This window comes from Paenibacillus sp. FSL R5-192 (assembly GCF_000517845.1).
GTDB classification, from domain to species: Bacteria; Bacillota; Bacilli; order Paenibacillales; family Paenibacillaceae; genus Paenibacillus; species Paenibacillus amylolyticus.
In genome coordinates this window covers 1,226,299-1,240,016 of record NZ_ASPR01000014.1, presented here as the reverse complement: position 1 = coordinate 1,240,016, position 13,718 = coordinate 1,226,299, and the positions used below count along the sequence as shown (strand labels likewise).

Annotated in this window: 7 protein-coding genes; 2 read left to right on the top strand and 5 right to left on the bottom strand. The window is 44.8% G+C overall.

Annotation, left to right across the window (positions count from 1 at the left end; all coding sequences use genetic code 11):
• Positions 1 to 257: 257 nt before the first annotated feature.
• A complete protein-coding gene (locus C161_RS13795) occupies positions 258 to 3,512 on the bottom strand; it encodes a bifunctional cytochrome P450/NADPH--P450 reductase (RefSeq protein ID WP_051449722.1) in 3,255 nt (1,084 codons plus the stop codon).
• A gap of 297 nt (positions 3,513 to 3,809) precedes the next feature.
• Positions 3,810 to 4,730, bottom strand: a complete 921-nt coding sequence (locus tag C161_RS13790) for an NAD(P)/FAD-dependent oxidoreductase (protein WP_036671076.1) — start codon at positions 4,728 to 4,730, stop codon at positions 3,810 to 3,812.
• 462 nt (positions 4,731 to 5,192) lie between these two features.
• Between C161_RS13790 and cyoE the strand changes: the two genes are divergently transcribed.
• The gene (gene cyoE, locus C161_RS13785; protein WP_036608378.1) at positions 5,193 to 6,122 is read left to right on the top strand and encodes a heme o synthase; all 930 of its coding nucleotides are present in this window, start codon (positions 5,193 to 5,195) and stop codon (positions 6,120 to 6,122) included.
• Positions 6,123 to 6,237: 115 nt separating this feature from the next.
• Here cyoE and C161_RS13780 read toward each other — a convergent pair whose 3' ends face one another.
• The 3 genes from C161_RS13780 to C161_RS13770 form a co-directional block, all read right to left on the bottom strand.
• The gene (locus C161_RS13780) at positions 6,238 to 8,007 is read right to left on the bottom strand and encodes an ABC transporter ATP-binding protein (protein WP_036670747.1); all 1,770 of its coding nucleotides are present in this window, start codon (positions 8,005 to 8,007) and stop codon (positions 6,238 to 6,240) included.
• Positions 8,004 to 9,749, bottom strand: coding sequence for an ABC transporter ATP-binding protein (locus C161_RS13775; protein ID WP_036670746.1), 1,746 nt, complete (start codon positions 9,747 to 9,749; stop codon positions 8,004 to 8,006). The genes C161_RS13780 and C161_RS13775 overlap by 4 nt, the downstream gene beginning before the upstream one ends.
• A 601-nt stretch (positions 9,750 to 10,350) precedes the next feature.
• Positions 10,351 to 11,586 carry an MDR family MFS transporter gene (locus tag C161_RS13770; protein WP_036670745.1) on the bottom strand — a complete coding sequence of 412 codons (1,236 nt, stop codon included), beginning with the start codon at positions 11,584 to 11,586 and terminating at the stop codon, positions 10,351 to 10,353.
• 329 nt (positions 11,587 to 11,915) lie between these two features.
• On the opposite strand from C161_RS13770, the gene C161_RS13765 reads away from it, so the two are divergent.
• The gene (locus tag C161_RS13765) at positions 11,916 to 13,682 is read left to right on the top strand and encodes an ABC transporter substrate-binding protein (protein WP_036670744.1); all 1,767 of its coding nucleotides are present in this window, start codon (positions 11,916 to 11,918) and stop codon (positions 13,680 to 13,682) included.
• The last annotated feature ends 36 nt before the right edge of the window (positions 13,683 to 13,718 follow it).

The window sequence follows — 13,718 nt, the reverse complement described above, 5'->3', positions numbered from 1 at the left end:
GCCACTTCCTTCAAATAATTATAACAATCGGTCTATATAATTAAACTCGTTCAGATAAGGACTGTCAATCATTTTTATTTCAAATTTTAATGTAAACGCTAACAGTTCAGGAGTGAGAAAATGAACCGAGCGACGGCTCATGGTCAGATCATGATAACAGCCGCTAATTTGGAGACAAAGCTCCAGATTAAGCGGCTGTTTGTTAGCTTGAGTATATTAAGGACTGTATATTAGTAGATATTGGAGTCATCTCCGTCTTAATGTACCTCCTCATTCACAGTTTTAGGAGTTTCACCTGTTCGTTTATTACCTGCCCATACGTCTTGCACATAGCGTCCTTCGGCCTGAAGCTGGATAAGCCACTCTTTCGCTTGCTGCACCGTTGCTCCCTGCACCTCCTGATACGCTTGCTGTAAAGTCTCTTCTACCGCAGGAGCCATCTGGCTTCCATCCCCGCATACGTAGAGTTTTCCTTTGTTTATCAGCATGTGAATTAACTGTTCGGAATTCTCTTTCATTAGATGCTGTACATACGTTTTGGGCTTGCCCTCCGCACGAGAAAAAGCAGTGTGTAGTTTAACGATCCCTTCTCGCTCGTATTGTTCAAGCTCTTGACGATATATGAAATCTGAATCATTCCTGCACCCAAAGAACAGATGCGCTTCACTTAGAGACAAACCTCTCTGTTTCATAACAGCTCTCGCCTGGAGGAAACCTCTGAATGGTGCTACCCCCGTCCCTGGTCCCACCATGATCATCGGAACATCAGCCTCTTCCGACAGATGAAATTCGGATTCAGATGTACGTACAAACATCAGAATTCGTTCGCCCGCTGGACAACCAGCGAGGTACGATGAAGCAACTCCCAGATATTCGCCCTTACCACTCCATGCAGGTTCTCTTACTACCGATACGGTTATGCTCGCTTGCTCGGAATTCAGGCTTGGCGAGCTGGATATTGAATAATATCTGGGCTTAAGCGGAGGTAATAATTCAAGGAACCTTTCGAATGGCAGTTCACACGCCTCATACTTTTCTAGCAGGTCCAGCATGGTGATACGATTGGCAAGAATATCATCCCTGTAGCTGTTTTCGTCCAACATGCCTTCCAGTTCACGCTTATGAGGTGGACATATCGTATGATTAGCTAACTCCTGCAACTGTGTTCTGGAGACTGGTGTCTGCAATTCCAAACAATAAGCGATCAACTCATGAATCTTGACGGGTCTGTTCAGTGGAAGGTGTGTAAGATGGCTGACGTCCGAAGTTAATTGGATCGAAGTATCCCCACGTAGTCCGAACCGACGGAGTATCCGATCCACATTCTGCTTCTGATTGTTAGGCAACACGCCGAGATGGTCGCCTTCTCTATAACTCATGCCTTCAGGCAGTAAAACTTCGATGTGACGCGTGCTTCTTCCACTTCCCAGCGCCTGAAGCTCTTTATTAACTACAACCGTGGCATAGCTGGCATCATAAGTTCGTGCAAGAGGCATATCCGTTTTCTCACGTACAAACTCCATTTGAAGTCTGCTGGCGCTTGGCTTGGAGGATTTGATTGCTTCCTCGCTAATCCCCAAGACACTCAACACCTGTGGCCACAACATCTGCTGCCACGCCTCGACTTGTTTCTCCATATCACCTCCGGCATCGACTTCTCCACGGGATAACAGTCTTTTACCTCCCAATTCTTCAAGCCTCTCATCTATTAATCGAGGAATGCTCTGGTACGTCCCGGACCAACTCCGATCTCCACAGCCCAGAACGGTATAATTTACATCCCTTGCTTCCTCTGACTCTGCTCCCTTTAACCAGTCTACAAATGCCGTAGCATTTTGCGGAGGTTTTCCGTTATACGAAGCAGTGACGATGAGAACGACACCTTGGCGGGGAATGCGGCCAACCCACTTATTCAGAGTGGCTGCTTCACTTGGGATTCCATAAGAATGGCCTTTCTCCGCAAGCTCTCGGGCAATGCCTTCTGCCGTTCCCAGATTGGAACCATATAACACCAGGAGCGATGGGTTACCGTCTGCTTCAACGGACAACATTTCTCTCGTCTGGCTATCACTTGCTACATTTTTATGAACAACAGGAGCAGGTTTCTCTTTCGCAGATACCGTCGACTTATTCCTTGTTTGCGAAGCCACGCGGGCTTTCACCTGGATCCGGAAGTCTCCCGGCTTCAATGTCAGCGTCTGTTTAACATCCAACTCATAGTTGCTATAATCGATCAGTTCAAAATGTTTAAGGACCATGCCAAGCACAAGTGTTGCTTCATATAAAGCAAACTGCATCCCGATACACGCTCTCTCCCCATTACCAAAAGGTTTATACGCATGATGAGGCACTTTCGCCGTATCTTCAAATCGCTCTGGACGGAAAAGCTCTGCATCCTCTCCCCATGCCTCTCTGTCACGGTGTAGCTGGGGCAGGAGAATACTGCAACTTTCGCCTTTCTTCAAGGGGTATTTGCCACCTATGACGGTGTCTTCTTTCGCATATACGTCAAATCCCGGAGCGGTTGGCCAGAGACGTAACGATTCACTGAGAATCATGCGAATGTATGGAAGCTGAAGAATTTCCTCGTACTGCGGTGAGTCACTGACCAATATCTGATCCACCTCGTCATACGCCTTTTGAAGCGATTCCGGATTTTTCAGTAGAAAGTAAAGAGCAAAAGATAATAGACCACTCGTGGTTTCATGTCCGGCAATGAGAAATGTAATAATCTGATACCGGATGTTCTCATCATCCAGCATTTCGCCAGTCTCCGGATCTTTGCCATTCAACATACGTGCGAGCAAGTCGACCTCTTCGGGTGCTGAACTCGCTTTACGTTCCTCTATAATCTGATCTACCAGAGAGAACATCGTCTGAATATCCGCTTGGAACTGTCGTTTGGTTTTCACCATAAGCAGATTCTGAATTTTCAAACGTGAGCTCTTTTGCATAGCTTCATTTAATGCCCGAACCATGCTTTCAATAAAAGGACTGTGATCCTGTCTGTAAAAACTGTTAAATCGATAATTGAATCCACATAGTCCAATGGTATCCAACGTAAGGCGTGTCATATCGTCCGCAACATCAATCGTATCGTTGGAATTGAGGCGTGCCCATTTGTTGATCAACTGTTCGGCAATATCAACCATCATGGGATGATAACCTTTCATGGCCTGTTTGCTAAAAGTGGGAAGCAGAATGTTATGGGCCTTTTTCCAGTTGGGCTCCGATGTTCTGCTTGTAAATAAACCATCGCCTCCAAAGGCACGTACGTTTTCGAGTTCATTGTATACAAATTTGTCAAAACGGGACACATCGCACAACTCAGCGACAAGATCTGGCCCAGATACGATTAAACCGGAATAACCGGGAACGGTAAGTCGATATATTGGTCCATGCTGTTCAGCCAGAACGCCTAGCGACAGCGTTGGTTTATCTTTATCAATTAAGGGCAGATTGCCAAGTGGTGCATACATTTTGGGTTGTGGAATGTAAGTTGCATCACTCATGATGATCACCTCTTAACTGTACGCCGTAGAGCAAGGTATTCGTTAGCCATATGATGGCTGTTCTGCTTTCATTCATAAGTGATCTCTCCTTTGATGATTTCATAAATGATAGTAATATATATCATTTGATAATACAATAAACCATAAATGATTTAATATCAAATTTTCTTCCGGCTGAATTACTTTCAATTGAACCGTTCAACGTTTAAGTTGATAACAACAAATAGAGGATTGCATATGCAATCCCCTACTGTATGAAGCAATGACGCTATGATTCTATGAAACTTTTAATTTATTCTAATGATGTCTTGACTCATCCCACTTCTCGAAATTCAATTCATTATTAATGCTTACCGCAGACAATGCCCCCAGAGACGCAGCCGTGATTGCCTGATATATCTCGGATGCTGCATCACCAGCACTGTATACACCCGCTACAGATGTTTTGCCTGAAGCATCAACGATAACCGTTCCTGATTCTGTAATTTCACAACCGATAGCCTTTGGCAGTTCTGATCCGGTAAACAGTTTCGGTTGGAAGAAAACTCCTGTGCAAGGAATCGCTGTACCGTCATTTAGTACAACTTGCTGTACCATCCCTTCTTCAGAATTAATGGATTGAATCGGTGCATCGAATACAGTAACATGATGCTGCTTCAGCTCTTCACGGTGCTCATCGGTTAAGGAATCTGATCCATTCGTACAGATCGTATAACGTTCTGTCCAGCCGGATATGACTTTTGCCATATGTAATGCGTTAACTCCATTAACGATGATGACCAGCGCTTGGTCTCTTAACTCCCATCCATCACAATATGGACACACAAACGCACTTTTACCGTAAACCTCTGTTAATCCGTTAATATCTAGAGGCAGATCTTTCTTACCTACTGCAAACAAAATCTTTTTCGTGCGATAACTTGCCCCCTGAGTAGTCTTAACTACAAAATCACCATCGCTACCTGTTATCGCAGTTGCCGTATCGGATGCAAATTGAACTGAGGGATACGCTGCAATCTGATCTTTGGCAGCTTTCCGGAATTCACGTGGACTTGCCCCATCTCTTGTCACAAACCCATGAGTCTCCCTTGTAACCCAGTTACGCGGTGTCTCATCATCAATGACCACAACGTTTTTGCGGGCCCTGCCAAGTACTAGAGCTGCATTAAGCCCCGCTGGTCCTCCACCAATAATAAGTACATCCAAGAGTTGATTCATATTACTCATATTATTCACCCTTTCCAGACATTTAATATCTCTAATTAAATTTTAAAAATAACCTCCGATTTCTCTTAAGAAAGTAATATCGGAGATTTACAAGAACACATCAAAATAAGACTATTAAAGATATCTTATGTCTACAATAAACAAAACCTAACCATTTTGCAACATATATCTTTAACTACCTTCTTCAATCCAGCCTGTGTGAGTTGAATAAAAGATTATTTACACTTACACTACAATGACAGAACAAACTTTGGATCACTGTTATACTCGGATTTTTGATTTCTCTCCTGTAACACAGAAATAATTATTTAACAATTAAAAACAACCTTGTTTTTAAATTGTTCACAATCAAATGACATTATTTTAAATACTAAAACGTTAATTAAATCACATAGTGTATTGAATGGTATAATAGCGACATAATATATAAGTATAGATATAGGAAGTGAGTTCTTGAAAACATTGAACAATGGTTCACAGACCAATATCAGCCTGGAGTATAGCTCGATTCCGAAAGTATTCTTCGATACGATCAAAATCGGAATCATCAAGTCCAACCTGATCGCCATGTTTGCGGGTTTAAGTTTGGCTTTATATGTATTTGATGCTTCAATCTTAGCTAATATTGTACCAATCATCCTTTCCTTTATTGGATCTTCTCTCATTATTGGAGCTGCAGGGGTGTTTAACAACTTGTATGATCGTGATATTGATGCGATCATGGAACGTACGAAGAAACGGCCTACCGTTACGGGACGCGTAGATACCAAGTCGGGTCTGATTCTCGGTATTGCAATCACCATCATCGGGGGCATCATGTTGTACATCGCTTCCCCATCCGCTGCTGTATTTGGTATTTTGGGTCTGTTGCTATACGTGTTCCCTTACACGATGTGGACCAAACGTACAACGATCTACAACACGGAAGTGGGAAGTCTTTCGGGTGCTGTGCCTCCACTCATCGGTTGGGCAGCCATTTCACCGGAACTGGGTCATTTCGAGATCTGGGCATTGGTCGTTACGATGCTCTTATGGCAAATGCCTCACTTCTACGGGATTGCGATTCGTCGTTTTGACGAATACAAAGCTGCTGGTGTTCCTATGCTACCCGTTGTTAAAGGCATCAGACGGACATACATTCAGACAAATGTGTATCTGGTACTGTTACTGATCTCCAGCTTTTTATTCTGGCCGATGAGTCCATTTGTCGCTATTGTGGCATTTCTGGTTAGCTTGGCTTGGCTCATTCTCAGTGTGGCTACCTTTGACAAGAAAGAAACAGAGAAATGGTCCAAACGGATGTTTATCTTCTCCATTAACCATATCACTATTATCTTCCTGGTCATCATTGCGTATTCCTTGATTGCTCAGATGATGAGATAATAATATTCCATCTTTCCACTCGTTATAACGATAAAAAGCCTTACAGACTGTCCTCTTTCAAGGAGTCGTCTGTAAGGCTTTTTGTTTTTTTATTATCTTTTCTAAATTTTCAAAGCTATCCAACTTTGGCGGGGGTTTGTTCCCCTTGCCACAGCAGCTGCATCTCTTCATTGGTGGCAAGCAGTTCGGCCAAACTTCCCTCGGCTTCAATGCGTCCATCTTTCATAACGATAATGTGATCTGCTTTGGAAAGTGCTGCCCTGCGGTGAGAAACTGCAATGCAGGTGACATCCGGCTCTTGGAACAGCCCTTCCCATACTTGTTGTTCTGTCTCCACATCCAGTGCACTCGACAGGTCATCAAAGATAAACAGGTCCGCCTCCGTCATTAACATGCGTCCTGTGGCCGCGCGCTGAATCTGCCCGCCTGAAAGCATCACCCCTCTGGGACCAACCGGGGTCTCAAGCCCCTGATCCAGATGTTTGATATCCTTCTCCATCACAGCCAGACGAATGGCTTTTTCAAGGGCTTGCTCGGTGTTCCCCTGTTTGCCCTGGACGATATTTTCTTTCAACGTATCACTGAACAATCTTGGCACTTGAGGGGTATACGCGGCTCTAGGCGGCATCAGGAATGTGGCTGGATCAACAGCCGCTCCATTCCAGTGAATGTCCCCTTTTTGTTTGGGTAACAGTCCAAGAAGTGTTCGTACAAGCGTTGATTTACCTGATCCGATCCGTCCCGTAATCACAAGAAATTGTCCGCGTTTCAGACGAAAACTGATCTCTTCTATGCCATTTTCAGAATTCGGATATTGATAAGTCAGCTTATTCACCTCAAGAGATTGCAACTTCTCCTTAGGGTCCCTCTGTTCACTTACAAGTTCCGGCGGATCTTCATACAGATAGATTTCCCTCGAATCCATGATCTGGTCTTCTTCCCCTGGGCGGAATAGCTTACGCATACGATCATAGGATACCTTGAGCCTTTTGTGCTGAAACACCATATAACCAAACAGTGAAATGCTAAATCCGATATTGGCCAGATAACTGGTGAATAAGGCAAAATCACCTACGGTAAAGTTACCTGCTTTCATCTCAGCTGCACACATCAGTAGAATCAATCCGGTACAGATACTTAGAACATGCTGATTCATCGATCTCATCCACTGCTTGAACAGATTGTCTCGAAGTGCAGCCTGGCGACGATCTTCATTCAACTGGTTAAAACGTGTAGAGACATTCTCTTCGGCCTGACCCAGTTTCAGGGCTTGCACTGCTCCAAACGTTTCCGCAATAAAACTGGTAATTCGCCCAGTCGATTCTCGATTAACCTGTGCATATTTCCGAGCCCGATTTCCGGACAGGTTGTTAAGTAAGGTAACGACCACCAACGGCAGCACGGCAACCAATGTGATCTGCCAATTAATGTTCGCCATAATGACGATAGACACAACAGCAAATACAAGACGTCCCCAGAAGTCTACCCATGATTCCACATACTCGACGACTTCATCCACATCATCCCGAAAGCGACTCATCGCTTCCCCTGGTGAAGCCGGAAGATTACGTCCCGGCCAGCGCATGATCGCTGCGAGCATGTTGGTTCGCAAAATCGCCTGAACATGATACAGATACGTAACCCATGCATAGAAGGCTACAAAAAATGTGCCCACTCTTGCCATTCGGACCAAAGCAATAAAGATAAGCGGCACAGCAAGCCACATGTAGTCATTGGAACCCGCTGTTGTCCGATCAAAAAACCATTGCATTCCAATACCAATGGCTAGCGGCAAGGAATGAAATATACACCATAACAATCCGTTGATTACAAATAACAAAGGCCTGAATCGAAACAAACGGCCTATAAATCCTGCTACAGTCATGCCAATTCCTCCTCTCGGCCTGTAATCAGCAGTCTGGCATAGTGAGATGCAGGGTTACTGGCAAGTTCTTCTCTCGCTCCAAATTCCAGTACCTTCCCATCACCTAGCACCATAATCCGGTCAACTTTCTCCAACGTAGCCAGTCGGTGAGCAATAATGACTCCAGTGGATCGTTTCATTAACTGGTCAATTGCAGATTGCAGCATACCTTCGGTCGCAGCATCCAGACGTGACGAAGGCTCATCCAGAATAACCAGACTTGGTTCGGTCAGGAATACGCGGGTTAAGGCAAATAACTGTGCTTCCCCTGCCGACAATGAAGCTCCACCTGCTGCCAGATACGTATCGAGTCCTTCTGGTTGTGAATTAATCCATTGGCTAAGTCCAAGGCGATCCGTCGTCTCCTTGATCATCTGATCCGATACATCCCCATTGAACAGGGTCAGATTGTCACGCAGCGTGCCATCAAACAGCTGTACATCCTGTGTCACCATACCCACCCGGCGATAGAGTGCTTGTAACGAAAGCTTTGTGATATCCGTTCCACCTACACGAATCGTACCCCGATCCAGATTATACAGCCGGAGAAGAACACGACTAAGACTCGATTTGCCGCTCCCTGTGCGACCGATGATTCCCAGACGTTCTCCAGGTTTAATGGCAAAAGTAATGTCGTGTAATACCGGTTTATCTTGGTTATAACTGAAATGTACCTGACTGAATTCCAGACCAAGAGGTCCTTTCGGCAATTGCTCCTCCGTACCCTCTTCAATCACACTTTGCATGGACAACAGCTCTCTGGAGCGCAGCATGCCGGATTTTGCTTTTTGAAACTCCTGCACCTGATCTCCAAGCATCTCAATCGGATCATTCAGCATCTGCGTATATTGGTAGATCAGAAATAATGTTCCGATACTAATTAGACCTTCCATATAATAATGTACACCCAGCAAAAGCACCGCAGTGACCGCCAGAGCGAATAGGACTACTGTGGTATTCCACGGAATAACCCGTAGCAGCCAGGCTTTTCTCCCCTTAAGGAATACCGTGCGCATCGTACGGTAAAAGCGGTTCATCACATAGGGCACATGACCATTTGCTTGGACATCTTCAATCCCGGCAATGCGTTCTTCAATTAATCCAAACAGAGAGGCACTTGCCGCCCGTTCATTTTTGGAAGAGTCCACGCCCAGATTTCGGATGAAGACCATGAACAGGATCGATAATAATGTGAAAACGGTCATAACCAAAGCAATAGGCACATTAACACTGAACATGAACCCGAGAATTCCGGCCAGCAGTACAAAACTCCCGATCACTTGCACAATGAACATCGCGAAAAAATTGGAGATACTCGTTACATCACCATCCACACGTTCAATCATCTCACCAGGTGTTTTCTCATTATGAAAACGCATATCGAGACGCAGACAGTGCTTCAGCAGATCTCCGCGCAGTTGATTCGTGGCCCGCCAGGCCACATCATTCCCCAAATAACTTACCGCTACCGTGATGAGTTGATTAAACACGGCAACAACCAGAAATATTCCTGCGAGTTGAACAAGATTGGTGAGGACTCCCCCACTTGCTGCTGTATCGATAAATCGTTTGATGATCTGTGGATTCAAGAGCTGAAGCCCCGTTGATGTGAGCAACATGATTAAAAGTAAGGCCAGCCGTCCTTTGACTGGTTTTAGATAGCGCAGCAGCCATGACATGGAGATTTTCTCTGTTTTGGGCACAGGTCCCACCTCTTTATCGGTTTATTTAATTGTTCTTGGCTATTCATATTTGTTGATGATCTTAACGACAGCAAATTTGCGATCACTAGGATGAGTCATACATAATGACATTAAAATCGGAATTTCCCGCCCATAATTGATATGTAGAACATATGTTGACCATTGTACATTCTCCTTTTTAACAAGTTAGTTTTTTATAAAATAACGCTCCAAACGCTCCTTTCCATGTGAACGGATTGGTGGAATGCATGCAAAAAAGCCATAGATGAACTAATGTTCATCTACAGCTTGTAGCCAAAAGAGATCGAATGAAATGCAAAGCATTTCCCGTATCTCCTCTGTATCGCAATAATGATGAGCGTCCACGACAGAGGTGCACAAACATGACTGTCCCAACGCGATCATTGCAAAAAATTGGATTAATGTCACTATGCTCATGCGTATTCAGTTATCGATTCGAAATCTGTATAGGCATAAACATAATCATCATCCCACCCGTTTCACATATTTGTTGTTTATTGTATTCGCTGGACTAACATCCGTCAAGATAATTTTAACTGAATTGTTATTTAATTCATGCCATTAAACTTTTCAATTCTTGTTACATACTTAATGATGTAGGCTCTGTTTGTTTTTCTCTAACAACAAGACGTCTATGTGCGATCAGAAGAAAAGGTACTCCCAGGGCAGTCGTCAGTGCAATCGGTAGAAAGACAGCGAGTCCATTCTCCGCTCCAAATTGACTTAATAACACACCTCCCATGACAGGAGCAATGACACTACCGATATTATTGAAGCCGATAGTCCCGAAATACGTCCCTTTCCATTCCGGCTTTGCAATCCGGTCAATGAGCATATCCATCATGGTGAACAACAACACTTCCCCAATGGTAAATAGTATGACACTCATCATCATCATGAGTACACCTTCAGCGATTCCAACCATCATCAGACTGGTTGCGACCAGCAGGTTACCCACAATCAGAGGAACAAGCGGTGGGAAGTTTCGGAAGGTTCTCACAAGAGGATACTGAATAATCAGTACCGTTACGGCATTCAGGGAAAGCATGTACGAGAACATCTGGCTTCCATTCTCAAAGATTGGGCTTCTCGCCAAGTACTGTGCCAACGTAGAACTAAAGTGCCCGTAACCCAGAACACAGAATGTGGTACCAATCAATACCGGCAGAAATACCCGGTCGCGACCAGTGGTCATAAGTGCTTCACGCAAACGTGGTGCGGTTGCCTGATGACGCTCTGGCAGATTGGCATGCTGTAGCTTGAATTGCAGAAATAATACAAGTCCATAGGCTATGTATACCAAGCCGGAAATCACAAACGGAAACGTCGATTCAGATGATCCCAGCTGAAATCCGATAATTGGCCCAAAGACTACACCGAGATTAATTGCAGCATATCTGAGGTTGAACACCAGCAATTTGTTCTCTGGAGAAGTAATATCCGATAACAGCGCTCTGGAGGTGGGCTCAAATACTGCGCGGCATAATCCGTTTAACGTATTGGCAACAAAAAACACCCATAGATGCTCTGCTGCTGAAAAAATAAAAAACACACCTGCCCAGCTAAATACCGAGATTAACATCACAATTTTGCGCCCGATCCGGTCAGAAATATAACCTCCATAAAAACTGACCATGACACCTGCCAGCGAGCTAACAGCCACAGTAACACCGGTCTGGGTCGGTGTAGCATCTAACACACGTGTCAGATAGATGGATAGAAACGGGATACTCATGGACGTCACAAGCCGTCCAAACATGGTTCCGATAATGATCGTCCATGCCAAGGGGTGAATTTGTCTTAAATATTGCTTCATGCGAACTTCTCCTATTCTTTCTAAGTGCTTCAAAAGCGAACTTTTTGAACAACCTCTACTAATTCGTGTTCAAAAAGTTCGGTTTTCAGTACCGAGAAGATGGGATTAAGCTAGAAATGGAGTCGCGGAGCGTAGGGAAAACTACGTGAGCAACGGACATTTCGGCTGAATTCCATATTCGATGCTGATGATGTCTTTAGGCATCTTTCGTAATCAAAAGCGGACTTTTTGAACTACATCTTCTAATGTATAATTGTAAGGATAAAAGGGGGAAATAAAAGTGTAAACATATGATCACACTTTTCACCTTTAATAGAGGAGTCATGACCATGGATACCCTGCATACACACTTTATAAGGCTCGCCGGGGCCGAACAACTTTCATTCAAACTTCATGAACCTGTAGCGGTAACGATCGATAACCTGTCCGCTGCCTTGTGCTGCACCCCCCGCAATGTGAAATTCATTCTCAGAAAATTGGAGGAGCAAGGCTTCATCCACTGGCAACCCGGTCGTGGACGGGGACATCATTCGGAGTTAACGATGCTGCGTAGTATGAATGAAGCGTTGGAAGCGAGTTTTACCGAGCTTTTGGGTAAAGGCAAAATGAAAGATGCCATTGAACTCATCGGAACCGTTCAGATGGATGATACATTGCGAGAACAGCTCATGCTCTCCCTTCATCAACAGATGGGATTTCACAGCCACGATGAAACTGCCTCAGGTCAGGATATCCTGCGCATCATGAGGTCACGCCAGTTAGGTGATTTGGACCCAGCCTTTGTTTATACTGCATTTGAAATCTACCTGCTAAGCCAGGTCTGTAATACATTGATCACCTATGATGTCAAGACGGAATCATTCCTGCCAGCACTGGCGCACATGTGGGAATGTAGCGAGGACCATCGTTTATGGACCTTCTATCTTCGCAAAGGTGTACGTTTCCACAACGGACGTATCATGACGTCCCGGGATGTGCAAGCGACGTTGCAACGATTGATTGATGTGCATAGTCCGTCCATCTGGTTGTATCGGGATATTGAACGAGCGGAAGTAGCTGGGCATTACTGCATCAAGTTTGTTCTACATCGTCCTAATCGGTTTTTCTTGCATCTGTTCAGTTGTATTCGGATGACAATCCTGCCCTACGATTACAATGTAGCCAATACATTGATAGGTACCGGTCCTTTTCAGATCTCTGAGCTGAATGCAGATGTGCTGGAGCTTACCGCTTTTGATGCGTACTACGGCATCCGGCCACATCTGGATCAAGTCCATTTCTGGTTTGTGCCTGACCTGAGTCCGAATGATCGCTATTATGAGCTACCGGGTACAGATCGATTGAGTCTCGCAACAGGCTGTGATCAGACCAACAGTATCAATTATCCGGCGCTGGGTTGTCAGTATATGCTGTTCAATTTTCACAAGGAAGGCATCCATCAACATCCCCTATTTCGCCAAGCCCTGCGTATCGTCTATGATTCGGTCGCGCTTGTCCGAGATCTCGGTGGGAATCGGATCACACCGGCCAGCAGCTTCCTTCCTTGGAGAAGTGCAGCCCAAGACTGGACCGTTGCCTCTCTTGAGCATGCTCGTGATTTACTGCATAACTGTGGGTACCAGGGTGAGACGGTAACATTATCGTATAAGCATAATAAGGATGCAGACGTTGCGGAGTGGTTCCAACGTCGTGCAGCGTACATTGGTCTGAACATCAGCATGCAGGCCGTTGTGGATTACTTCAACTCAGAGGAGACCATGAACGCGCAATTGATCCTCGCTGAAGAGATACTGGAGGAAGATTGGCAGTACGGCATGATTCATTTTTTCAAAAACCTGTCCAACCATTTTCATATGTGTATGTCTCCTGCATTCCAGTCTCAATTGGATGACAAACTGGATCATTTTGCAACGCTTCATCGGGCAGAACGTACTGCGCTCCTGGATGAAGCTGAAGCCTTGCTACGTGATCACTGCTGGATCTTGCATGGCTGTCACATGAACAAGCAGGCTGAACTGGATCAGAGCATCTTCGGCATGCAGATCGCAGAATTCGGTTATCTGGACATCTCCAAACTGTGGATCAAAAATCCTTAGAGATTTGTGCATAAAAAAGCTGCTAGCCTATTTAGA